General features: G+C 71.2%; 19 protein-coding genes and 1 pseudogene. 6 read left to right on the forward strand and 14 right to left on the reverse strand.

Annotated elements, in window-relative coordinates; translation table 11 throughout:
* Nucleotides 1–3: 3 nt before the first annotated feature.
* Nucleotides 4–2,061, forward strand: a complete 2,058-nt coding sequence (locus tag FHX82_RS27505; RefSeq protein WP_145933378.1) for a glycoside hydrolase family 2 protein — start codon at nucleotides 4–6, stop codon at nucleotides 2,059–2,061.
* 59 nt (nucleotides 2,062–2,120) lie between these two features.
* Here FHX82_RS27505 and FHX82_RS27510 read toward each other — a convergent pair whose 3' ends face one another.
* The 5 genes from FHX82_RS27510 to FHX82_RS27530 form a co-directional block, all read right to left on the reverse strand.
* Nucleotides 2,121–3,785, reverse strand: a complete 1,665-nt coding sequence (locus FHX82_RS27510) for a sialidase family protein (RefSeq protein ID WP_229881142.1) — start codon at nucleotides 3,783–3,785, stop codon at nucleotides 2,121–2,123.
* Between the two features lie 198 nt (nucleotides 3,786–3,983).
* A complete protein-coding gene (locus tag FHX82_RS27515) occupies nucleotides 3,984–4,754 on the reverse strand; it encodes an ABC transporter permease (RefSeq protein ID WP_183176870.1) in 771 nt (256 codons plus the stop codon).
* Nucleotides 4,755–4,765: 11 nt separating this feature from the next.
* Nucleotides 4,766–5,698, reverse strand: coding sequence for an ABC transporter ATP-binding protein (locus FHX82_RS27520; RefSeq protein WP_229881141.1), 933 nt, complete (start codon nucleotides 5,696–5,698; stop codon nucleotides 4,766–4,768).
* 69 nt (nucleotides 5,699–5,767) lie between these two features.
* Nucleotides 5,768–6,388, reverse strand: a complete 621-nt coding sequence (locus FHX82_RS27525) for a TetR/AcrR family transcriptional regulator (protein WP_145933376.1) — start codon at nucleotides 6,386–6,388, stop codon at nucleotides 5,768–5,770.
* Between the two features lie 14 nt (nucleotides 6,389–6,402).
* The gene (locus tag FHX82_RS27530) at nucleotides 6,403–7,797 is read right to left on the reverse strand and encodes a glycoside hydrolase family 28 protein (protein WP_145933375.1); all 1,395 of its coding nucleotides are present in this window, start codon (nucleotides 7,795–7,797) and stop codon (nucleotides 6,403–6,405) included.
* A 135-nt stretch (nucleotides 7,798–7,932) separates the two neighbouring features.
* Here FHX82_RS27530 and FHX82_RS27535 point away from each other — a divergent pair, with 135 nt between their 5' ends.
* Together FHX82_RS27535 and FHX82_RS27540 are read left to right on the forward strand one after the other, a co-directional pair.
* Nucleotides 7,933–9,495: an amidase gene (locus FHX82_RS27535; RefSeq protein ID WP_145933374.1), complete on the forward strand. Its 1,563-nt coding sequence runs from the start codon at nucleotides 7,933–7,935 to the stop codon at nucleotides 9,493–9,495.
* A gap of 287 nt (nucleotides 9,496–9,782) precedes the next feature.
* A complete protein-coding gene (locus FHX82_RS27540; protein ID WP_145933373.1) occupies nucleotides 9,783–10,976 on the forward strand; it encodes a cytochrome P450 in 1,194 nt (397 codons plus the stop codon).
* A gap of 12 nt (nucleotides 10,977–10,988) precedes the next feature.
* On the opposite strand, the gene gap is transcribed toward FHX82_RS27540, so the two are convergent.
* From gap to FHX82_RS27565, 5 genes are read right to left on the reverse strand one after another with little or no spacing between them, the layout of a single operon-like run.
* Nucleotides 10,989–11,999, reverse strand: coding sequence for a type I glyceraldehyde-3-phosphate dehydrogenase (gene gap / locus FHX82_RS27545; RefSeq protein WP_145933372.1), 1,011 nt, complete (start codon nucleotides 11,997–11,999; stop codon nucleotides 10,989–10,991).
* A 44-nt stretch (nucleotides 12,000–12,043) separates the two neighbouring features.
* On the reverse strand, nucleotides 12,044–13,021 hold the full coding sequence (locus tag FHX82_RS27550; RefSeq protein WP_145933371.1) for a carbohydrate kinase family protein: 978 nt from the start codon (nucleotides 13,019–13,021) through the stop codon (nucleotides 12,044–12,046).
* On the reverse strand, nucleotides 13,018–14,187 hold the full coding sequence (metK, locus tag FHX82_RS27555) for a methionine adenosyltransferase (protein WP_183176871.1): 1,170 nt from the start codon (nucleotides 14,185–14,187) through the stop codon (nucleotides 13,018–13,020). Before metK ends, FHX82_RS27550 begins: the two co-directional genes overlap by 4 nt.
* On the reverse strand, nucleotides 14,184–14,699 hold the full coding sequence (locus FHX82_RS27560; protein WP_145933370.1) for a flavin reductase family protein: 516 nt from the start codon (nucleotides 14,697–14,699) through the stop codon (nucleotides 14,184–14,186). Before FHX82_RS27560 ends, metK begins: the two co-directional genes overlap by 4 nt.
* Entirely contained in the window at nucleotides 14,699–15,946 is a 1,248-nt protein-coding gene (locus FHX82_RS27565) for a styrene monooxygenase/indole monooxygenase family protein (protein WP_145933369.1), read from the reverse strand. The genes FHX82_RS27560 and FHX82_RS27565 overlap by 1 nt, the downstream gene beginning before the upstream one ends.
* A gap of 603 nt (nucleotides 15,947–16,549) precedes the next feature.
* Here FHX82_RS27565 and FHX82_RS27570 point away from each other — a divergent pair.
* Nucleotides 16,550–17,392 (forward strand): AfsR/SARP family transcriptional regulator, encoded by an 843-nt coding sequence (locus FHX82_RS27570; RefSeq protein WP_221216622.1) that lies wholly within the window; start codon nucleotides 16,550–16,552, stop codon nucleotides 17,390–17,392.
* Between the two features lie 66 nt (nucleotides 17,393–17,458).
* Here the strand turns inward: FHX82_RS27570 and FHX82_RS38100 are convergent.
* Both FHX82_RS38100 and FHX82_RS27580 read right to left on the reverse strand, forming a co-directional pair.
* Nucleotides 17,459–17,662: pseudogene (locus tag FHX82_RS38100) on the reverse strand (DUF3050 domain-containing protein); the annotation flags it as partial.
* A gap of 3 nt (nucleotides 17,663–17,665) precedes the next feature.
* Complete coding sequence (locus tag FHX82_RS27580; protein ID WP_145933367.1) at nucleotides 17,666–19,252, reverse strand: AMP-binding protein; 1,587 nt, start codon at nucleotides 19,250–19,252, stop codon at nucleotides 17,666–17,668.
* Nucleotides 19,253–19,441: 189 nt separating this feature from the next.
* Between FHX82_RS27580 and FHX82_RS27585 the strand changes: the two genes are divergently transcribed.
* A complete protein-coding gene (locus FHX82_RS27585; RefSeq protein WP_145933366.1) occupies nucleotides 19,442–20,092 on the forward strand; it encodes a flavodoxin family protein in 651 nt (216 codons plus the stop codon).
* A gap of 28 nt (nucleotides 20,093–20,120) precedes the next feature.
* Here the strand turns inward: FHX82_RS27585 and sigJ are convergent, their stop codons facing one another.
* The gene (sigJ, locus tag FHX82_RS27590) at nucleotides 20,121–21,050 is read right to left on the reverse strand and encodes an RNA polymerase sigma factor SigJ (protein WP_145933365.1); all 930 of its coding nucleotides are present in this window, start codon (nucleotides 21,048–21,050) and stop codon (nucleotides 20,121–20,123) included.
* 140 nt (nucleotides 21,051–21,190) lie between these two features.
* Here sigJ and wrbA point away from each other — a divergent pair, with 140 nt between their 5' ends.
* Nucleotides 21,191–21,802 (forward strand): NAD(P)H:quinone oxidoreductase, encoded by a 612-nt coding sequence (wrbA, locus tag FHX82_RS27595; protein ID WP_145933364.1) that lies wholly within the window; start codon nucleotides 21,191–21,193, stop codon nucleotides 21,800–21,802.
* Between the two features lie 9 nt (nucleotides 21,803–21,811).
* Here wrbA and FHX82_RS27600 read toward each other — a convergent pair whose 3' ends face one another.
* Nucleotides 21,812–22,789 carry a TIGR03619 family F420-dependent LLM class oxidoreductase gene (locus FHX82_RS27600; protein WP_145933363.1) on the reverse strand — a complete coding sequence of 326 codons (978 nt, stop codon included), beginning with the start codon at nucleotides 22,787–22,789 and terminating at the stop codon, nucleotides 21,812–21,814.
* Nucleotides 22,790–22,798 lie beyond the last annotated feature (9 nt).

Consider the following 22,798-nt stretch of genomic DNA (forward strand, 5'->3'; position numbering starts at 1 on the left):
ACCATGACGATTGCCGAGAACGCCGCCGACCCGCTCGTCGCGGAGGCGGTGCCCCGGCCGGAATACCCGCGGCCCGACCGGGACCGCTCCGCGCAGTGGCTGAGCCTCAACGGCCGCTGGCGGTTCACCGCGGACGACGGCGCGCCCGCGTCGATCACCGTCCCGTTCGCCTGGGAGACGGCCGCTTCCGGCGTCCGGCGCACCTGGCTGGAGCACGGCGTCTACTCGCGCACCGTGACCGTGCCGGACGAGTGGGCGGGCCGCCGGGTGGTGCTGTGCTTCGGCGCCGTGCACCACCGGGCGGCCGTCTCGGTCGACGGGCTGCCCGTGGGCGAGCACGTCGGCGGGCACAGCTCGTTCGAGTTCGACGTGACCGGCGTGCTCGAACCGGGGCGGCCCGCGGAGCTGACCGTCGAGGTGGACGCCCCGGCGGACAAACGCGAGATCCCGCACGGCAAGCAGCGTTCCATCCCCCGCGACGACTACGACGGTGTCTCGTTCACGCCGACGTCCGGGATCTGGCAGAGCGTGTGGCTGGAGGCGCGCGGCCGTACGTACGTCGCGGACGTCTCCGTGCGCGGGGACTCGCTGACGGGCTTCGACATCGCCGGCGAACTCGCCGGTGATGCTCCCGGTACCGCGCGGGTCGTCGCCCTGCTCGAAGGCCACGAAACCGTGCTTCCGGTGGCCGGGGGCCGGTTCGAGGGCAGGCTGGAGGTGGGGTCTCCCCGGTTGTGGAGCCCGGAGTCGCCACACGTCTACTCCATCGCGCTGACCGTGGGCGAAGGGCGGGAGGCCGACCGGCTCACCGTGACCGGCGGGCTGCGGCGGATCGAGACCCGCGGCGAAGCGTTGTACCTCAACGGGGAACGGCTCTACGTCCGGGGCGTGCTGGACCAGGGGTACTGGCCGGAGACCGGCCTCACCGCACCGGACGGCGAAACGCTGGTGCGTGATCTCGACCTCGCCCGCGAGCTCGGCTTCTCGTTGGTGCGCAAGCATCTCAAGTTCGAGGAACCGCGCTGGCTCGACCACGCCGACCGGACGGGGATGCTGGTGTGGGCGGAACCGCCGTGCCCGAGCCGGTTCAGCCCGGCCGCGGTGGCGGGGTTCGAGGCGCAGCTGCCCGACCTGGTCCGCCGCGACGGCAACCACCCGTCGATCGTGATCTGGGGGCTGTACAACGAGGAATGGGGCCTCGACTGGGACATCCCGGGCAGCCCGGAGCGGGCCGCCGCGGCCACGCACGCGTACGACCTCATGCGCTCGCTCGACGACACCCGGCCGATCGTGGAGAACTCCGGCTGGGCGCACGTGAAGACGGACCTGGTCGACTGGCACTACTACGACGAGGATCCCCGTGCCTGGGCGGAAAACCTCGCCGCGCTCGCGTCCGGCGAACGAGAGACGTTCGAGGTGAAGCTCAGCTCGGACTTCGTCGTCGACAAGTCCTTCTACGGTTCGCCCGGGTTCCCCCGTTCTGGGGTGCCGATCCTCAACAGTGAGTTCGGCGCGGGTTTCACGAGCCTGGAGCGGGCGTGGCACGTGCGCTGGCAGACACAGGAGATCCGCCGGCACGACCGGTTCGCGGGCTACATCTACACCGAGCTGACGGACGTGGAGCACGAGATGGCGGGCCTGCTGGACGCGCACCGCAGGCCCAAGGACTGGGGCGGGCTGAACCCGGCCGACGCGTTCGCGCCGACCACCCTGGTGGTGGACCTCGTGCCCGCGCACGCGGGAGCCGACATCGCGGTGCCCGCCGGGCCGCTGACGCTGGACGTGCACGTCTCGCACACCGGCCGGACGCCGGTCACCGGCACCCTGCACGCCGCGTGGGGGGCGTCGGGCTCGCGTGGCCTGCCCGCGGTGGCCGCGGACTCCCGTGCAGTGCGGGCGGAGCCGTTCCGGCTCAGTGCCGCGGTGCCGCTGACGGTTCCGGCGCCCGGCGGTCCGGCGCGGCTGCACCTGTGGCTGGTGGCCGGAGACCGGGTGGCGGCACGGACGTTCGTGGACGCGGCCGTGGTGGAGGAGCTGAACCGGCGCGGCGGACGCGACTGAGCGAGAACACGAAGGAGGCCGGTCCACAATGGACCGGCCTCCTCGTTGTTCACCCAGGCTCAGGCGGGCACGTGCCACACCTGCGTGAACAAACCGTTGCAGTCGTAGATCTGCAGCTGCGTGCCGTCCGCGGTCTGCGCCGCCGGGTCGTCCAGGCAGCGACCCGACTGCGGGTTGTAGAGCGACCCGTCGGCGCGGGCCTGCCACTGCTGGGCGCCCGTGCCCAGGCAGTCGCGAAGCTCCACTTTGGACGAGTTGGCGGTGCCGCCGTTCACGACGTTGAGGCACTTGTCGTAGGCGCGGACCGTGCCGTCGGTCTCCAGCGACCACTGCTGACCGGTGGCGACACCGCAGGTGTAGAGCTGCACCGCGTTGCCGTTGACCGACGTGTTGGTGTTGACGTCGACGCATTTGCCCGTGTCACCGGGGCCGGTGATGGTGCCCTGCGCGTTCGGCAGCGTCGCCGTGCCGAAGTCAGTCTCGCACTTGCCCGTGGCCAGATGCGTGCCCGCCAGCATGAGGAACGTGTTCCCGGACGCCGCGGCGAGCAGCGGTGAGCTGTACCCCGCGCACGCCGTCTCCCCCGCGTCGTAACCGCCGGTGGGCGCCGTCGTGACCGGGGTGGTGATCTCCTGCCAGGCACCGGAGCCGAGGTTCCGGTTCACGAACAGCACATGCCCGTCCTCCCGCTGGATCGCGAGCGAGCCGTCGGTGCCCGCGACCACCCGTTGCCCGGACGCGATGAGTGTCCCGTTGGGACCGCCCGCCGGCGACCACGTCAGATACGGCGTGTGGAGCAGGAACCGGTGGTCGCTGGTCTCGATGCGGGTGCCGAGGCTGCCCGGGTTCCACGACTCGGCGTCGGACGAGGTCTTGAGATAGACGTCGCACGCCTGGTCCGGGTCGGCACCGGCCTTGCAGTCCTCGTACGTCATCGCGTAGGTGCCGTTGGGCAGCGCGACCACCGTGGTCATGCCGGGCCGGTCGACGCCGTTCTGCAGTGCGACGTCGTAGACCTCGCCGCCCCAGGTGAGGCCGCCGTCGGTGGAGACGGTGTGCGCGAGGACCTGGGCGTAGTTGTTCGCCGACGGGCGTTCGTCGGAGTAGTAGCAGATCAGCCCGTGGCCGGTGACCATGAACTCCGGTTCCCAGATGCCGTGGCCGATCGTGTTGGCCGTGCCCGACTCCGCGGCACACGAGCTGCGGTAGGTCCAGTGCGCGCCCTGGTCGGTGGAGACGAACACCTCGACGGCCTGCTGCGTGTAGTCCCCGTGGTTCCACGCGGTGCCCGCGGCGAGCAGCGTGCCCGCCGGGAGCGAGCCTTCGGCCTGCGGGAGTTCGTAGAGTGTCGGGCCGTCGAGGTCCCAGCCGTGCTGGGTGTCGGTGACCGTGCCGATCGGCGCGGAGGTCCAGGTGACGCCGTTGTCGGTGGAGCGGTAGACCGGGAAGTTCGCCTTCGCCACACCCGTGCCGGAGTGGGAGAACGTGGCCAGCAGCGTGCCGTTGGCGCTGCCGCTGTGTTCGAGGCGGATCACGCGCGGGTAGCTCGCGTCCTCCGTGGACCCGCTCGCGGTGCTCGGGCGGTAGAGGACGCCGCCGGACGTCGTGGCCGCGCCGGCGGTGGCGGCCGGAACGGCGACGGCGGCGGTCAACAGGGCGGCGGCGAACAGCGCGCCGCGCCGTTTACGAGAGTGGTGACGGAAAGCCTGGGGACCAGGGGCCATGGACCTCACTCCTCGGACAGGACGGCACCGCGACCCCGGACAGCTCGCTCGCCGTCCCGCTGAACCCGTCCGAGCACCCGGCCCCGCCCGGCGCCTGCTTGCCGCAGGGAAGGGCCGCTGGCTCCGGTACTCAACGCGGCCACTTTGCCATCGTTTGAAAAGAGCGTACTGCCGATTTGCACACGTTGCAAGAACCGGTCAGACGTCCCTGGCACGGAAGGCGGCGTGACCCACGACGGTGACGACCACCGCCGCCACGAGGAGGATGACGAGACCCGACCCCGGCGAGACCGCGCCCTCGACCGGGACCACGGTGTACGCGGCCTGCCCCGCGGTGATCGGCCAGTACCGGCCGAACGCGTCGCCCACCGCCCCAGGCAGTCCCGGAGCCAGCGCGGGCACGAGCAGGAGCGCGCCGACGAGGACGGCGAGACTGCCGGTGCTCGACCGGGTCAGCACCCCGACCGCCACTCCGATGAGCGCGACGAACGTCAGGTACAGCGTGGCGCCGACGAGCGCACCGAAGACACCGGGCTGGCCGAGACCGGCGGCGGGCAGACCGGCGCCCTTGACGCTCACCTGCACGACGGTGAAGCTGATTACCGTCGTGAGCAGGCTCGTGACGAACGCGATCGCCGCCACGACGAGCGTCTTCGCCACCAGCAGGCGCGAGCGCGCCGGTACCACCGCGAGGCTGCTGCCGATCAGCCCGCTGGCGTACTCGGGCGTGACGCTGAACGCGCCGAGCATCCCGATGACGAGCTGCGCGAAGAGGAAACCCTTGAGGCTGCCCGCGGTCGGGTCCCAGCCGGGCGGCACCTGCGACGCCGGCACGCCGAGCAGGTCGGACATGCCGAGCACGCTGAGCGCGACGCCCGAGAAGACGGCGCTGGCGACGAGGATCCAGGTGCTGCGGACACTGCGCAGCTTCGTCCATTCGGACCGGATCGTGTTCCTGCTGGGAATCACGGCAAGGAGCTTCATGCGGCCCGGCTTTCGTACTCGGTGACGTCGTGGGTGAGCCGGAGGAACACGTCCTCCAGTGACTCGCGGACGCGGGTCAGCTCGTCCAGGACGATCCCCTCGGCCGCGGCGATCTTGCCGACGACGGCGGTGTCGGCACCGGTGACCAGGAAGTTGCCGTGGTCACCGCGCTCGAACGCGGCACCGGCCCGCTCCAGCGCCCGCGCGAGGTTCTGGGGCGCCGGCGAGGAGACCGTGACGACCTGCGTGGTGTGGGTCCGCACGAACTCCTCCAGCGTGGCCTCGGCGACGAGCCTGCCCTGGCCGATCACCACGAGATCGTCCGCGGTCAGCTCCATCTCGGACATCAGGTGGCTGGAGAACAGGATGGTGCGCCCCTCGGCCGCCAGGTTCCGCATCAGGGTGCGCGCCCACCGGATGCCTTCGGGGTCCAGGCCGTTCAGCGGCTCGTCGAACACCAGCACCCCGGGGTCGCCGAGCAGGGCCGTCGCGATGCCCAGGCGCTGGTTCATCCCCAGCGAGAACTCCCCCGCCCGGCGGGAGGCCGCGGCGGTCAGGCCGACGAGGTCCAGCACCTCCTCGACCCGCTTCCGGCCCAGCCCCGCGGTCTGCGCGAACGCGAGGAGGTGGTCGGACGCCGTGCGCTGGGGGTGGACGGCCCGCGCGTCCAGCAGCGCGCCGATGGTGTGCACCGGGTCGTCGAGCTCGGTGATGGCCCGGCCGCCGATCGTGATGGTGCCCCGGGTGGGCCTGACCAGCCCCAGGAGCATGCGCATGGTGGTGCTCTTGCCCGCTCCGTTGGGCCCGAGGAACCCGGTGATCACCCCCGGGCGCGCGGTGAAGGACAGGTCGTCGACCACGACCTTGTTCCCGTACCGCTTGGTGAGACCGCGCGCCCGGATACCGGCGCCTGACTGGGATTTCGTCACGTGCGCTCCCTTCTCGCAAAAACCACACTACACGGTGTGGATTTCTGCGGAGCGCCGTCGCGAGGGCGATCAGCGGTAGGCGCGCAGGAACGCGTCGACCCCGGCGGTGATGGTCGCCAGGGGCTCAGCCGGGTCGGCGCCGTCGAACGCGTCGAGCGCGAGGCTGATCGTCAAAGCCGTGTAGTGCCGCGCGGCGAGGCGGTGGTCCTCGGTGCGGATCTCACCGCCGGCGGCCAGCGCGGCGAAGCGCTCTTCGAGCATCCGCTCGGGCCGGTCGCGGGCGTCCTCGCTCAGCCGGGGCACCGACGACTGCCGCGAGGTCAGCCGCTGGAAGGTCAGGTAGTCGGGCGACGGAAACGCCTCGGTGACGACCCGTTTCCCGAAGGCCGTCAACGCCTCGCGCAGGTCGCGTCCCGGCGGCAGCTCCTCCTCGATCGCGACGCGGATGGTCTCGGTCAGCGCGTCGTTGACGCGTTCGAGCACCCGCAGGAAGATCGCTTCCTTCTCGCCGAAGTGGTCGTAGACGGTGCGCTTGGAGACCTGCGCGCGGGCCGCGATCGCGTCGACGCTCACCCGTTCGTAGCCGTCGGCGACGAACAGCGCCTCCGCCGCGTCCAGGATCGCGGCCTTCTTGAGTTCGGATCGCCTGCGGCGTCCGGGAGTCTGCACCGGCGCGACAGCCCTCGACATCCGCTCAGCCTACGTCAGGTGCCCGTGACGGGCCGCCCGCCGATGCTCACCCGGCGCAGTTCGAGGTCGCGGACGTACTCGGCGACGTTCGTCCCGGACATCGACGCGATCGTGACGTCGGTCAGCGCCACCCGCCCGATCGGGTCCTCCGGATAGCCGGCCATCTGCCAGCCCTGCTCGCACGCCTGCACCGTCCACTCGCTCAGGTTGATGTCCGTGACCGTGGGCGGGTACTCCCCGGTGTCGCCTTCCCCGTAGCTGTAGTCGACGAGCAGCACGGGGCCGCCGATCGTGCCGGCGGTGATCCGTCCCAAGTGGACGTTCTCGACGTACCCGCCACGCACCGAGTTCGTCTTGATGCGGTGGCCGCTGCGCAGGTTGGGGCTGTTCATGGTCAGGTCGCGGGCGTAGACGTCGCGCACGCCACCGGTCATCTCGCTGCCGATGGTGACCCCGCCGTGGCCGTCGGCGAAGCTGCTGCGCTCGATCAGGACGTCGCGGCAGGGCACGTTCACCCGCCTGCCGTCGGTGTTGCGGCCCGCCTTGATCGCGATGCAGTCGTCGCCGGTGTCGAACGAGCAGCCGGTGACGACCACGCCGTCGCACGACTCGGGGTCGCACCCGTCGGTGTTGGGCCCGGAGGAGGCGACGGTGACCCCGTCCACGACGACGTTCCGGCACAGCACGGGGTTGAGGTGCCACGCGGGGCTGTTGCGGAACGTGACCCCTTCGATCAGCACGGTGTCGCACCGGTAGGGCTGCACGAAGAGCGGCCGGAAGTGGAAGCCGGGACCGAAAACCCGTTGCGGCACGGGCACTCCGGCGTTCGCCTGCGCCTCCAGCACGGCGAACTCCTGGTCGCTCGGCGTCTTCCAGTCCCACCAGTGCGTCGCGTCGGCCTGGCCGTCCAGCTCCCCGGCGCCGGTGATGGCGATGTTGCGCTGCCCGAAGGCGTAGACCAGCGGCGAATAGTTCATGAACTCGATGCCCTGCCAGCGGGTGTACACCACGGGCAGGTAGGCGGCCGGGTCGGTGCTGAACAGGATCCGGCTGCCCTGTTCGAGGTGCAGGTCGACGTTGCTGAGCAGGTGGATCGCGCCGGTCGCGTAGTTCCCGGGCGGCACGAGGACATGCCCGCCACCCGCCCGGTGGCACGCCTCGATCGCGTGCCGGAACGCCGTCGTGCAGTCGGTGCGCCCGTCCCCGGCGGCCCCGAAGTCCGTGACGCGGAACCACCTCGCGGGAAACCACGGGCGGCGTGTGGTGGCCAGCACCCGTGCGGCTCCGGCGTCCAGCGCCGGGCGCGGATCGGCCGCGGCCACGCCACCGCGGGCAGCGAGGGCGAGCACACCACCGCCCAGCAGCGACGCGCGCAGCAGGCCGCGACGGGTCAGTTCTCCGCTCACCATGGCTACCTCCACGGCGTCCGGCTTCCTTGCCCAGTCCGGAAAGACTAGGTTCGCGCCGCGTCCGGGGCAACGTCCGTTCGTCGGTTTCCGCGCCGGGTCTTGACGAACGGCCCGGCACAGGACTTCAGTGAGGCGATGCGCCTCGCCCAGTTCTTGTGCGCCCTGTGCCTGCTCCTCGCTCCCCTGACGGTGCCGGCACCGGCACTCGCGGCCGCGCCGGACACCGCGTTCGACCTCGACGCCGCCACGATCCCCAGCCTGCAGCGGATGATGGGCTCCGGCTCGCTCACCTCGGTGCGCCTGACCGGCCGCTACCTCGCGCGCATCCGGTCGGTCGACCCGAAGGTGCACGCCGTGCTCTCGGTCGATCCGACGGCACTGGCCCAGGCGGCGGCGAGCGACCTGCGGTGGCGGCTCGGCCGCACGCGCGGCCCCCTCGACGGGATTCCGGTGCTGCTCAAGGACAACATCGACACCCGCGGCCTCGAAACCACCGCGGGCTCGCGGGCGTTGCTGGCGCGGCCGCCGGCGCAGGACGCCTCACTGGTGACCCGGCTGCGTGCGGCCGGCGCGGTGGTCCTCGGCAAGACGAACCTGTCGGAGTGGGCCAACTACCGCTCCACCAACTCCACGTCGGGCTGGTCCGGCGTCGGGCTGCAGACCGCCAACCCGTACGTGCTGGACCGGAACCCGTGCGGCTCGTCGTCCGGCTCGGGCGTCGCCGTCGCGGCGTCGCTGGCGCAGGTCGCCGTGGGCACCGAGACCGACGGTTCGATCGTGTGCCCGGCCGGCGCGAACGGGGTGGTGGGCCTGAAACCGTCGCTGGGCCTGGTCAGCCGGACGGGCGTGGTCCCCATCTCGGCCGAGCAGGACACGGCCGGGCCGATGGCGCGGCACGCGGTCGACGCCGCCATCCTGCTCTCGGCGCTGCAGGGCCGAGACCCGGCCGATGCCGCGACCCTGAGCTACCCGCAGGGCCAGCCCACGGACTACGCGCGGCTGCTCGCCCCGGACGCGCTCCGCGGGGCGCGGATCGGCGTGTGGCGCCAGGCCGGGATCGACCCGGCCGTCGACGCGACGGTGCAGCACTCGGTGGACGTGCTGCGGGCGCGGGGCGCGACGGTGGTCGACGTGGACCTGCCGTACCAGGACCAGATCGGCGCCGCGGAGAACGCCGCGCTGCTCAGCGAGTTCGCCCGCGACCTCCCGGCCTACCTCGCGCACCGCCCGGCCGCGCCGCAGACGATCGCCGGGCTCGTCGCCTTCGACCGGCGGGACCCGGTGGAGCTCAGCAGGTTCGGGCAGGAACTGTTCGAGCAGGCCCTCACCGCGCCGCCCACCACCGACCCCACCTACCTGCGCAACCGCGCGACGGCGACCACGCTGGCGCGGCAATCCATCGACGACACCCTCGCCGCACAGCACCTCGATGCGATCGTCTCGCCCACCAACGGCCCGGCGTGGGTCACCACCTACGGCCGGGGCGACGTCGGCTACGAACTGGGCTCCTCCACCCCGGCGGCGGTCGCGGGCTACCCGGACGCCAGCGTCCCGGCCGGTTACGCGGGCGAGCTGCCGCTGGGAATCTCGTTCTTCGCCGGCCGCTGGTCCGACGCCCGGGTGCTGTCCCTGGCCGCCGCCTTCGAACACGCCGATCCGGTCCGCCACGCCCCACAGTTCCTTCCCACGGTCGGTTGAGGGTCAGGGACTGTTTCAGACGTGGCTTGCGGGCCGGTGCGGGTAGCGGCCCCTCCCGCCAGCCCACCGCCACCCTCAACGGGCACGCTTCGCGTGGCTGGTTCACTCAGGCGGCCCCTCGCTCCGGGATCGCCTCCTCATGACCGCCAGGTCACCACGGAGGCGCTGTCCTCGCGAGGAACCACCTCAGAACCCGCGGCGGTGCCAGGTGACGGCCCACGGCAAGCGGCTCCGCCGCTTAGGAAACACAAGCTAGCTGCGCTCGCTCCACCTTTCCGGGAGGACCCATGACGGAGCAACCCCGCTACCCGATGCGCCGCCGCTGCCCGTTCGACCCGCCGCCTGAGCTGGCGCGCCTGCAGGCGGCCGAGCCGGTGTCGCGGGTCCGGCTGTGGGACGGCAGCACGCCGTGGCTGGTCACCCGGTACGACGACGTGCGCGAGATGCTGCGTGACCCGCGGGTGAGCGCCGACACGGACCGGCCCGGCTACCCCTTTCCCACGCCGAGCATGGCCGCCTCCCGTGGCGAGCTGAAGACGTTCATGCGGCGTGACGGGGCCGAGCACAGCGCGGGCCGCCGCCCCCTCGTCCCGCACTTCACCGCCCGGCAGGCCGAGACGCTGCGGCCCGGGATCCAGCGGATCGCCGACGAGCTGACCGATCACCTGCTCGCCGGTCCCCGGCCCGCCGATCTCGTCGAGTCCTTCGCGCTGCCGGTGTCCTCGCTGGTGATCTGCGAACTCCTCGGCGTGCCCTACGCCGACCGCGCGTTCTTCCACCGCACCGGCCGCTCGATGGTCTCCCCCGCCGTCACCCCCGCGGAGTCCGTCGCCGCCGCCCGGGAGTTGATGGCCTACCTGGACGACCTGGTGGCACGGAAAACCGCGGGGCCGGGGGACGACCTGCTCGGCAGGCTCGCCGCGGAATGGCTCGCCCCGGGAAGGATGACCCGGCGGGAGATCGCGGAAATGGGGCAGCTGCTGCTGATCGCCGGCTACGAGACCACCGCGAACATGATCGCGCTGGGCGTCGTCGCCCTGCTCGAACACCCCGCGCAGCTGGCCCGGCTGCGCGAGGACCCCGGGCTGCTCCCCGGCGCCGTCGAGGAGCTGCTGCGCTACCTCTCGATCGTCCACATCGGACGGCGCCGGACCGCCACCGCGGACCTCGTGGTGGGCGGGCGGCGAATCCGCGAGGGCGAGGGGATGATCGCCGCGACCGACATTGCCGATCGCGACGAATCCGTGTACTCCCAGCCGGACGTGCTCGACCTGCGCCGCGCACCCCGGCACCACCTGGCCTTCGGCTCCGGCCCGCACCAGTGCCTCGGCCAGGCGCTCGCCAGAGTCGAACTGCAGGTCGTCTACGGCACGCTCCTGCGGCGCGTGCCGGCCCTCGCCCTCGCCGTGCCCGCGGACCAGTTGCGCTACAAGGACGAAATGGTCGTCTACGGCGTGCACGAACTGCCCGTCACGTGGTGACGGGCGAGCCCGTCAGGCAGTCACGCCCGCGACCAGCCGGGTGGTGTCGACGAGCCGGTTGGAGAAGCCCCACTCGTTGTCGTACCAGCCGAAGATGTGCACGTGGCGTCCCTCGATGACCTGGGTGAGCAGGGAGTCGAAGACACACGACGCCGGGTCACCGACGATGTCCGCCGAGACGACGGGATCCGCGGTGTAGCGCAGGATCCGCGAGAGCTCGCCGTCCGCCGCCTTGCGGAACAGCGAGTTGACCTCCTCCACCGTCGTCTCGTGGCCCACCCGCACGGTCAGGTCGGTCAGCGAGCCGACGGGGACGGGCACGCGCACCGAGTACCCGTCGAGCTTGCCCCGCAGGCTCGGGAGCACGAGACCGATCGCGCTGGCGGCGTTGGTGGTGGTCGGGATGGTGCTGAGGTTGGCCGCGCGGGCACGCCGCGGGTCCTTGTGCGGGCCGTCCTGCAGGTTCTGGTCCTGCGTGTAGGCGTGGATGGTGGTCATGGTGCCGTGCTCGATGCCGAGCGCGTCGTCCAGCACCCGCGCCATGGGGGCCAGGCAGTTGGTGGTGCACGAGGCGTTGGAGACGATCGTGTGCTTCTCGGGGTCGTACAGGTCGTCGTTGACGCCGAAGACGACCGTGAGGTCGGCGTTCTTCGCCGCGGCGGAGACGACCACCTTCGAGGCTCCGGCGTCGATGTGCGCCCGCGCCTTGGCAGCGTCGTTGAACACGCCGGTGGACTCGATGACGACGTCGACGCCGAGGCGGCGCCAGGGCAGCTGCGCCGGGTCGCGCTCGCTGAGCACCTCGAACTCGGTGCTCCCGACCCTGATCGACGAGCCGTCCACCGCGACCTCCTGCGCCAGCGGCCCGTACACGCTGTCGTACTTCAGCAGGTTCGCCAGGGTCTGCGGATCGGCCAGGTCGTTCACCGCGGCCACCCGGATGTCGGCGCCGGACTTGAGCAGGGCGCGGAAGTAGCTGCGGCCGATACGGCCGAAACCGTTGATTCCCACAGTGATCGTCATGATTCCCGTTCTGGTAGTGGGGGAGCTCTTTGCCGGAGAACGGCTCACACGCGCAGCTTCGACTCGATTTCCCCGGCGGCTTCCCCACCGTAGACCCGCGCCGCACAGGCGGAAAAACCGGCTCTGTCCACTGTGTACTCCTGGCCACCCGGACTGCCGAGCACCATCGACGCCAGCACGCAGCCGGCCTGCATCGCCCGTGCCACCCCGAGCCGCCAGTACCGGCCCCACAGGAATCCCGCGCGGAAGGCGTCTCCCACGCCCGTCGGATCGACTTCCTCGTCCACCGGTACCGCGGGCACGGTGAGGGGCGGACGGCCCGAGGTTTCGGCCTTCGCTCCCCCGGCCCCGAGCGTCGTGATCCACCCGCCCACCCTGGCCAGCAGCTCGTCGTGGCTCCATCCGGTCCGGTTCAGCAGCAGGTCGTGCTCGTACTCGTTGGTGAACAGGTAGGTCGCACCGTCCACAAGGGACCTTGCCGTGTCACCACCGACATTCGCCAGCTGCTGCGACGGGTCCGCCGCGAACGGGATGCCCCGTTCCCGGCATTCGACGGTGTGCGCGAGCATGGCACGGGGATCGCTGGGACTGACGACGACGAGGTCGAGGCCACCGGTCCGGTCCACCACGGGCCCGAGTGGCAAGTCCCGCATCTCGACCATCGCCCCGGAGCAGAACGACGCGATCTGGTTCTGGGCGGCGTCGGTGGTGCAGAGAAAACGCGCCGTCTGCCTGCTTTTCGAGACGTGCACGGACTTGGTGTCCACCAGGCGCTGTTCCAGCCGGCCGCGGTGCCCGTCGAAATCCGCTCCCACGGACCCGATCAGCACCGACGGCACCCCCAGCGAACCGAGACCGTAGACGATGTTGGCGGCCACCCCGCCGGGCCGCACGGCGAGCTCCTCCACCAGGAAGGACAACGACACCTTGTCCATCCGCCCGGGCAGGAACTGGTCGGTGAACCGCCCGGGAAAGACCATCAGGTGATCCAGCGCGATCGAACCGCTCACCGCGATCTTCACGACACGCTCCCGGCGAGCGCGTCGGCGCGGTCGGTGTTCTCCCACGGCAGGGACAGCTCCGGACGGCCGAAATGCCCGTAGGAGGCGGTCTGCGCGTAGATCGGGCGCAACAGGTCCAGATCCCGGATGATCGCCGCCGGACGCAGATCGAACACCTGCGTGATCGCCGACTGGATCTTCGACGGATCCACCGTCTCCGTGCCGAACGTCTCCACGAACAACCCCACCGGCGCCGCCTTCCCGATCGCGTACGCCACCTGCACCTCCACCCGCGTGGCCAACCCCGCCGCCACCACGTTCTTCGCGACCCACCGCATCGCATACGCCGCCGAGCGGTCCACCTTCGACGGGTCCTTGCCCGAGAACGCACCACCACCATGACGAGCCATCCCGCCATAGGTGTCCACGATGATCTTCCGCCCGGTCAGCCCCGCGTCCCCCATCGGGCCACCGATCACGAACCGGCCCGTCGGGTTCACCAGCAGCCGCACGTCCGTGGTGTCCAGCTCCAGCCCCGCCAACTCCGGCGACACCACCTGCTCCCGGATATCCACCCCCAGCATCGCCTCCAGGTCAATGCCCTCCGCGTGCTGGGTCGACAGCACCACCGTGTCCAGCCGCACCGGCTGATCCCCGGCATACTCGATCGTCACCTGCGTCTTGCCATCCGGACGCAAATACGGCAACACCCCGTCCTTGCGCACCCGGGTCAACCGCTGTGAGAGCCGGTGCGCCAGCGCGATCGGCAGTGGCATCAGCTCCGGGGTGTCCGAGCAGGCGTAGCCGAACATCAAACCCTGATCCCCCGCGCCCTGACGGTCCAGCTCGTCGGCCACGTGTGCCTGCTGGACACCCTGCGCGATGTCCGGCGACTGGGCACCGATCGCGACGTTCACGCCACAGGAGTTGCCGTCGAACCCCTTCGCCGAAGAGTCGTAACCGATGTCGAGGATCTTCTCCCGCACGATCGTCGGAATATCCGCATACGCCTCGGTGGTGACCTCACCCGCCACATGCACCTGACCCGTCGTGATCAGCGTCTCCACCGCCACCCGGCTCCGCGGATCCTTCTCCAACAACGCGTCCAGCACCGAGTCACTGATCGCATCGCAGATCTTGTCCGGATGCCCCTCGGTCACGGACTCCGACGTGAACAACAAGGTCATCGACCTCCTCGCAGAGTTGACATGGCACCGCCGAAGAACACGAGTGCGTCGCCGGCGGAGTCTTCCAGTGCTACCTCGAGGATCCGGCCGACGACGATCGTGTGGTCCCCACCGGGGTGCACGTCGTGGGCGACGCAGTCCAGTGACGCCAGCACCCCGTTCAGCCGGGCGCAGCCGCTGGGGGCGAACCGGTAGCTGGTGCCGGCGAACTTGTCCTCCAGCGGAGTGGCGAACCGGTGCGCCAGCTCCGCTTGGCCGCCGGCGAGGAAGTGCACCACGAACCCGGCCCCGGCGGTCATCGGCCCGATCAGCCCGGAGCGGTTCGCGACGCACACCAGCAGGAGCGGTGGTTCGAGCGAGACCGCGGTGACCGCCGTCGCCGTCATGCCCCACTGGTGGCCGAACTCGTCCAGCGTCGTGATGATCGTGACGCCCTCCGGGTGCTGGCGGAACGCCGAGCGCACCCGCGCCGGGTCGGCTGTCCGGACCACCGGCGGCGATCCCGGGGCCATCAGCGCGCCCGGTCCTCGTCCGCCAGCCGGCTCAGGTAGGCGTCGGTCCGCTCGGGGCTGGCGAGGATGTTCCAGTTGCGTTCGGGGGTGGCGAAGTTGTTGCCGAACTCGTCGGCCACCCGCTGGTCCTGGGTCGCTGCGGCCATCAGCCGGGCGACGTTGGCCGGCAGCGGGTCGCGCAGCATATAGTTGGTCCAGTCGAACGGGTTCTGCGCGTAGGCCCACAGGGCGGCCTCGGTGCGGCGGCACCACATCTCGTCGAACGCGAGATCGTCGGCGACGATCGCCTCGCCCAGCAGGAAGGCACACGCCGACGCCGCGTTCGCGCCCTGCGCCAGCAGGGGGTCGTTGACCACGTGCACGTCGCCGAGTGCCATGACCCACTTTCCGTTGGGCAGCTGGGCGTAACCGCGGCGTGCGGTCGGCGTGATCGCGCCCTGCAGGATGTCCTGGGGCCGGTTCACGCCGAACGACGCGTCGTCGACGAGCGCCCGGGTCTCCGGGAAGGCCTTTTCCAGAAGCTGCAACACGGTGCGGTCGAACTTCCGCGGATCTTCCTCGTAGCGCACGTTCAGCAGCGCGTCGAGCTCCCCGCCGGGCACGATCTCGAAGAAGAGCACGCTCCGATTGCCGTCGAACGTGATGACGGGGACGTGGAACAGCTCCCCGCCGGGCACGAAGCTCAGGTAGGTGCCGACCGGCGGCGGGAGCTCGATCCCCCGGTAGATCCCGCTGCACAGGAACCGTTGCGGCTGAGTGAAGTTCGCCGCCCCCTCGCGCCGCGGGAACAGGTCGGTCAGGCCGCCCCGCCCGGCCGAGACCACCACGAGGTCGTACTCCTCCGACAGGGGCTCCAGCGACTCCGGCCGCACCGGCCCGTAGACGACTTCGCCGCCACGGTCGGCGAAGTCCTCCAGCAGCCTCGACGCGTAGAGGCGGTGGTCGACCGTGAGGCCGGCCTCGTCGAGCTCGACGTGGAAGCGCAACGGTTCGGGTTCCGGCCCGATGCGGAGGTGGAGGTGCCGGACGCTCCAGTCCGCCGCCTGCTCGTCCCAGTGGTTGACACCGAGCTGCCGTTCCCGCTGCCGCATCGCCGACCAGTACGTGGCGGTGTTCGGCAGCCGGCTCTGCCGGAGCTCGTCGGGTGTGCGGTCCGCGTGGAGAGTGACGGAGACGCCCTGCTGCTGGAGGTACAGCGCCAGGTACAGCCCTCCGATGCCCGCTCCGATGATGCCGACGTGTGTCACGGCGCACCTCCAGGGTCGCGTCGGGTGGACGCCTCCCACCGTCGCCCATCGCACTTGTCATCGGCTTGGCGCCGAGCTGATGGCGTATCCGGTAAGCGCTTTCTCAAAGAGGATGGAATTGCCTGAACACCCCTGCGGCATTGCCCGGAAGTGCAATTCCGGTACTTCCCAACCAAGATCAAAATTAACGGAAACCGGATGCGGGCAGAACTCTACCGGAGGGATTTGGGAAGATTCGGCGCTCATGTGAGCCCGCCCGTTGGCACCGGTTGCGACCCGCCGACCCGGACTCGTACGATCCCAACGCCAGGTGGGTAATAACCCACCGCACCCCAAAACCTCTCGTCCCAGGGCAATCGTTGCAACACTTGGGGGTTGGCCAATGTCCGTGCACAGCCCGAATGTGACACGAAGAGTGACCGGGTCCCATCCCCGGCTCGTCTCGACCCCGACTTGTTGTCCGCGCACCGGCCACCGGCGAACGTGTGCAGAATCCGCACTCGCGGGTGCCCGGGAATTTCACAACAGGAAACGGAAAAAATGACTGGCGAAGAAGCCGTAGCCTCATTTCGCAATCCACCGGGCGCTATCCGCTGGACCACGGTGCAACCGCCGGCTCCCCGCGGGGGTTCCGAGGTCAAGGTGGAGTTCCGGGCGCTGGGCCCGCTGGAGGCGGTGGTCGGCGACCGCCTGGTGGATCTGGGCGCGCCCAAACAGCGGGCACTGCTCGCGTTGCTCGTGAGTCAGCTGGGCCAGCCGGTGGCGGTCGACCTGATGCGGGAAGCGTTGTGGACCGGACCGCCGCCGCCGTCGGCGGTGACCTCGTTGCAGGCGCACGTGGCGAACCTGCGGCGGGTGCTGGAACCGCACCGGGCCCCGCGAACGCCGGCCACCGTGTTGCGCACGCACCCGCCCGGGTACCTGCTCGACAGCCGCGTCGCCGACGTCGACGTCCGCTGGTTCGGCGACCGCGCCAAGGCGGGCTGGCAGGCGTGGGACCGGGGTGATCCGCACCGGGCGCTGGCCGAGTTCGAGGCGGGACTGGCGCTGTGGCGGGGACCGGCGTACGCGGAGATGGCCAATTCCCCCTGCGTGGCACCGGAAGTGGCGCGGCTGGAGGAGCTGCGGCTGTCGGTGGTCGAAGGCCGCTGTGCGGCGCTGGTCGCCGTGGGCGCCTACGAAGTCGCGGTGGCGGAGCTGAAGGCCTTCGTCCACGCCCACCCGCTGCGCGAGCACGGCTACGAGCTGCTGAGCCTGGCGTTGTACCGCACCGGGCGGCAGGCCGAGGCGCTGGCGGTGCTGCGGGAGATCAGGACGCGGCTCGGGGAGGAGCTGGGCATCGATCCCCGCCCCGCGCTGCAACAGCTCGAACGCGACATCCTCAACCAGGACCCGGCACTCGGCGAACGGCTGATTCCGGCCGGGCCCCGCTCCGGCGGCACTTAGGGCACGGCCGGGCGGCGTGGGTTTTTCCGCGCCGCCCGGCCGTGCCGGCTCGGCGCGGCGGTCCAGGTAGCGCCGGAACACCGGTGCGTTCCCCAGCACGTCGTCCACGGTGGACCGGACCGCGGAGAAGACGTCCGGCAGCAGGTTCTCCCGGCCGTGGCAGAACGACGACGCCACCTCGTGCGGCTTGCCGACGTTCCCGGGGAGGTTCGCGTCCTCCATCGCCGCCATCGGGCCGACCCCGGCGTCCAGTGCCGCGAGGAAACCCATCGGTCACGCCGGTTCCGCGTCCTTCTCGCGGAGCTTGCGGGACAGCTCGATCCGCCGCACCTTCAGCGTGGCGGTGCGGGGCAGCTCGCTGAGCGGGAGCTGGACCGGGTCGGCCAGGCGCGGGAGCCCGGCGACGGCCGCGCGCCAGCGGTCCCGGTCCAGCGGCCGGTCGCCGCGGGTGCAGACCACCGGGACCGGCTCCGCGCCGGGCCCCGGCACGACGACGACCTCGCTCAGCTCGGTCAGCCTGCCCAGTAGCGCGTCCTCGATCTCCAGGTTGCTGTGCACGCCGGGGATCACGTCCGCCTCGCGGTCGAGCATGTGCAGGCAGCCGCGCACGGTGCGGTACCCGACGTCGCCGGTGCGCCACCACTTGCCGTTCCGGTTGGCGTCGTAGCGTTCCTGCTCGCCGAAGTAGGTCTTCGCCAGGCCGTCCCAGCTGACCTCGATGAAACCGGGGTTGCGTTTGGACGGTCGTTTGCCGTTGCGGCTCACCAGGCGGACCCGCGCGCTGCCGGGCAGCGCCCATCCGACGCAGCGCCCGTCCGTGCGGTGCGCGGAGCCGCGGAAGTAGGGCCTGCCGACCGCGGGGCCGACCTCGCTCTGCCCGTAGATCTGGAAGAACAGCGGGGCCCGCCGCGCCGAGGAGCGGAGCAGCCTGCTCATCGTGCCGGGGTGGATGGCGTCGAACGTGCTGCTGAAGTACTTCACCGACGAGAACGGCTTGCGCGGGTCTTCGGTGAGCCCCTCCCATGCCATGAACGAGTTGGGCAGCGCCTCGATGAACCCGGGCTGTTCCTCGGTGAACACCGTCGCGATCTCGTCGGGCGCGGCCGCGTGGTTCATGGCGAGCACGGGCAGCTGCTTCTCCAGGCACAGCGCCATCGCCGCGTACAGGCGGGAGTGCACGAAGGGGATGACGATCGCGACCTTCTCCCGCTTCCGCATCAGCGACAGCAGCACCAGTTGCGGCCGCAGCCGGGTGCGCTGGGTCCTCGGCGTGTGCACCACGAGCTTGGGCAGCCCGGTGGTGCCGGACGTGTGCGTGATCAGGGCGGGCTCGTCCAGCCCCTGGAACACCGGCTCGACCCGGGGGGAGCCGGTGAGATCGGCGAGCGCCACCGCGCCCGGCCTCGTGCCGCTCACGGTGATCACGCTGTTCGTGAGCTCCGTCAGCGGCACGTCGGCCAGCGCGGCGAGCTTCGGCGCGTCGGTGATCAGGTGCGGCCGGTCGAGCCTGCCGAGCAGGGCGCCCACGGTCGCGCCGTCCAGTGCGGGCGACAGCATCGCGGGCACCGCCCCGACGCGTGCCGTCGCGGTGGCGAGCATCCAGACGTCGAAGTTGGCGGCCTTGTGGATCGCGACGCGCTCCCCCGGCCGGATTCCGGCCGCCCGCAGCCGCGCCGCCAGGTCCGCCACGTGCTCCGCCAGTTCCGCCACCGTCAGGCGCCGTCCCGCCTCCGGGAGGACGTCGAGGTCGTGGTCGAGGGTGAGCGGGGTCGCGGCGTTCTTCGCCGCGGCCAGCTCCGGCAGGACACCGAGGTAGAGACCGCGCTTCCGCTGGGAGCGGGAGATCGCGAAGCTCTTCATCCGGACCAGCTCCTTTTTCCGATGTCCGATCGCCACGTGGCGGACTCCTGCACCGAGGATCGGGCACCGGTCTTGCCCTGGGCTGTCCGCGGGATTGGCGCGGGCTTGGCACACCGGCACCAGTCCGGCGGCAAGCCGGGGGCAAGCGGGATGGGCGACGGTGGCGGCAGACGAGGAAGGAGCCTCCCAGTGACCGATCCGGTGAAACTCGCTGTCGTCTACTACTCCTCGACCGGGACCGTCGCCGAGCTCGCCAGGACACTGGCCGGCGAGGCGGAGAAGGCGGGCGCGCGGGTGCGGTTGCGCCGGGTCGCCGAACTCGCTCCCGACGCCGCCATCGACTCCAACCCCGCGTGGCGCGCCAACCTCGACGCCACCCGGGACGTGCCCGAGGCGAGCCCGGACGACGTGGTGTGGGCCGACGGGGTGCTCTTCGGCTCCCCCACCCGGTTCGGCAACGTCGCCGCGCAGCTCAAGCAGTTCGTCGACACCCTGGGCGGGCTGTGGCAGCAAGGGCTGTTGCAGGACAAGGCGTACAGCGGGTTCACCGCCAGCGGCACCCTGCACGGCGGCCAGGAGTCCACGCTGCTGGCGCTGTACAACACGATCCACCACATCGGCGGCATCGTGGTCGCGCCCGGGTACACCGACCCCGTCAAGTTCGCCGACGGCAACCCCTACGGCACCAGCCACGTCAACCCGCAGGGCCAGCACCCGGTCGACGACACCGCCCGCGCGGCGGCGGCCGTGCAGGCCCGGCGGGTGGTCGCGGTGGCGCAGGCCCTGCGCGACGGCCTGGCCCCGGCACTGGCGGCGCAGTCCCAGCTGGCCCGGGCCTGACGGAAACGCTTCGCCCGGCGGGTGTTCTTCAGCGGGCGGCGGCTGCCGTCCAGGGGCCGAGCTTCTCGGGGTTGCGCACCACCCAGATGTTCGTGATCCGCCCGTCCGCCACGTCGAACGCCAGCACCGACGCGACCACGCCGTCCTGCTGCGCCACCAGGCCGGGCTGGCCGTTGACGGTGCGCTCCAGGAACGTCAGGCCGGGCACCCGGTTCGCGATGTCGACGAACGCCCGCGCGACCCGCTCGCCGCCGTCGACGGTGCCGATGGCGCTGACGAGCCCGCCGCCGTCGGTCACCGTCGTCACGGCCGGGTCGAGCAGGCCGATGAGGGCGTCGATGTCCTTGGCCTCCCATGCCTGCCGGAAGTCCCGGACGATCCCGGCGCGCTGGGCCGCGGGAGCGGCGGGCGTCCGCGACCCGGCGAGGCGGCGGCGGGCGGAGGAGGCCAGCTGGCGGCAGGCCGCCGGGCTGCGGCCGACGATCTCGGCCACCTCGGCGAAGGAGTAGCGGAAGACGTCGTGCAGGACGAACGCGACGCGCTCGGCCGGGGTCATCGAGTCGAGCACCACGAGGAACGCCATCGTGATCGACTCGTCGAGCGTCACCCGGTCGGCGGGATCGGCGTCGGCACCCGGCCGCAGCGTGCTCCACTCCGCGGGATCGGGCACGGGCTCCGGGATCCACTCGCCGACGTACCTCTCCCGCCGGGCCCGTGCCGAGCGCAGCAGGTCGAGGCAGACGCGGCCGGCGACCTTCGTCAGCCAGGCGCCCGGGTTTTCGACGGCGTTCCGCTGCTGCGGCGACAGGGCGTACCAGCGGGTGTAGGTCTCCTGCACGGCGTCCTCGGCCTCGGCCAGCGAGCCGAGGAGGCGGTACGCGAGGTTGATCAGCTGCCGCCGTTCGCCCATGACGGCGCTCAGCCCCGGGTCGTCCCCCGGCCCGGACAGCGTGCTCATGGTCATCGGCTCCTTCCGCCGGCTCGGTTCACAGCTCTCCGACGAGACAGCGCGCCGCACTGTGAGGCCGGCGCCTCACATTCTGCGGGACCGCTCCGTCGTAGGAGCCGAAGCGCACCGGAAGGAAGGACCTCGTTCCCATGGAACCCGTCAACGCCGCGATCATCTACTACAGCGCCACCGGCACCGTGCACGCGCTGGCGCAGGCCGCCGCCGAGGGCGCGGAGAAGGCGGGCGCGCACGTGCGCCTGCGCAAGGTGGCCGAGACGGCGCCGCCGGAGGCGATCGAGGCCAACGCGGCCTGGGGCGAGCACGTCCGGGCCACCGCCGACGTCGTCCAGGCGACCCACGACGACCTCGAATGGGCGGACGTGGTGCTGTTCGGCACCCCGACCCGGTTCGGCAACCCGGCGAGCCAGCTGCGGGCGTTCATCGACACCAGCGGTCCGCTGTGGTTCGCGGGAAAGCTCGCCGGCAAGGTGTACTCCGCGTTCACCGCCAGCAACACCACCCACGGCGGGCAGGAGTCGACCATCCTGGCGCTGGCCAACACCTTCTACCACTGGGGCGGCATCATCGTGCCGCCCGGCTACACCGATCCGGTCCAGTTCAAGACCGGCACCCCGTACGGCACCTCCCACGTGGCGGGCGAGGGCAAGCCCGGCGAAAACACCCTGGCCGCGGCGCGCTACCAGGCCCGCCACGCCGTCGACGTCGCGGCCGCACTGAAGGCCGGCCGCGCGGCCGGGTAAACCTAGGTCCTACACCGCCGGGGCGACTTCCTTCATGAAGGTTTCGAGGAGCTGGATGTACTCGTCGACGTTGCGGTACACCGGTTTCAGCTCCAGGGTGGTCGCCCCGGCGTCGCGGTACAGGCGGATCCGCTCGGTCACGTAGTCCGGGGTGCCGACGAGGTTGCGCAGCGGCAGCTGGTCGCCGAAGGACTTCTCCAGCGCGGTCGGGCGCGCCTTCGTCGTGGTCATGCTGAAGAACAGGTCGAGCGCGCACTCCTGGCCGTGGTTGCCGTTGAGCTGCGCGAGCGCGTCGAGGCCGCCCGCGATCTCCTCCGGGGTGCAGTGGCCGGGCAGCCACGTGTACCCGCCTTCGGCGACGCGGCGCAGCGCGGCCGGGCTGGCGCCACCGATGTAGATCGGCGGGCCGCCGGGCTGCGCGGGCTTCGGGAAGATCTGGACATCGTCGAAGTTGACGTGCTTTCCGTGGTACGACGCGACGTCCTGGGTCCAGATCTGCTGGAACGCGGCGAGCTGCTCGTCGGCCAGCTGCCCGCGGCGGGTGATCGGCACCTTCAGCGCGGCCAGCTCGACGCTCGCGTTCCGCGACAGGAGTGCCACGTGCCGCGGGTCGCGGTCGGTGCCGCTGAGCCCCACGCCGACGCCGAGGACCACGCGCCCGCCGGAGAGCTGGTCGAGCGTGGCGATCTGCTTCGCGGTCACGATCGTCGCGCGCACCGGCAGCAGCAGGACGCTGGACAGCAGCCGGATGCGGGAGGTGATCCCCGCGACGTAGGCGAAGGTGGTGAGGTGCTCGAAGACGGTCCTGCGGTCGGACTGGCCGTCGTCCTCTTCGGCGCCGCACAGGAGCCAGCCGCCGTCGAAGACGATGTGGTCGTGCATGGACACCGCCCAGAAGCCGAGCTCTTCGGCGGCCTGTGCGGCGTCGTGGATCGCGGCGGTGCTCCCGACGCGGGCGGACTGCGGCAGTGCGACGGCGTACTTCATGGGGCGCTC

The sequence above is a fragment of the Amycolatopsis bartoniae genome (assembly GCF_014191255.1).
GTDB lineage: Bacteria > Actinomycetota > Actinomycetes > Mycobacteriales > Pseudonocardiaceae > Amycolatopsis_E > Amycolatopsis_E bartoniae.